1 protein-coding gene is annotated in these 590 nt (G+C 28.0%); it reads left to right on the top strand.

Annotation, left to right across the window (positions count from 1 at the left end; translation table 11 throughout):
* Positions 1-92 precede the first annotated feature (92 nt).
* Positions 93-386 carry a ComEA family DNA-binding protein gene (locus TH67_RS10150; RefSeq protein WP_072595454.1) on the top strand — a complete coding sequence of 98 codons (294 nt, stop codon included), beginning with the start codon at positions 93-95 and terminating at the stop codon, positions 384-386.
* Positions 387-590: the final 204 nt, after the last annotated feature.

The following is a 590-nucleotide window of genomic DNA, read 5'->3' as shown; positions in this document are numbered from 1 at the left end:
AAATATCTCTTAGTTTTATGCTTTATACGAGTATTGACTAAAACACCAAATATGATAGACTCCAAACCCAAATTTACCCAAAAAGGACAAAAATGAAAAAGATTATATTCTCACTATTAGCAGCAGCTTCTACATTACTAGCAGCCATAAATTTAAACACCGCCACAAAAGAAGAGTTAATGAGTTTAGATGGCATAGGATCTTCAAAGGCAGATGCAATAATAGAGTATAGAAAAGCAAATAAATTTAACTCAATAGAAGATATAAAAAATGTAAATGGTATAGGCGACAAGACATTTGAAAATCTAAAATCAGATATATCAGTATCAGGCACTACAAAGATAGATGACACAAAATCAAAAATAAAATCTAAAAAGATGAGATAAAAGAAAAAGCAAGTAAAAGAGCGATGAAGTAAAAGAGAAAAAAGATAGTGCTAAAGATGATAGTATAAAAGAGATAAAAGATAATAAAGAAAAGCTAAAAGATAAAGCACAAAAGAGTAAAGCTAAAAAAGAGAAAAGCAAAGAGTAATATAAAGCTAGAAATTTATAAAAATTCGAAATTTCTAGCTTTTAACGACATAAACC

This window comes from Campylobacter concisus (assembly GCF_001891085.1).
In the GTDB taxonomy this organism is placed as follows: domain Bacteria; phylum Campylobacterota; class Campylobacteria; order Campylobacterales; family Campylobacteraceae; genus Campylobacter_A; species Campylobacter_A concisus_O.
This window is presented reverse-complemented; position numbering and strand designations above follow the sequence as displayed.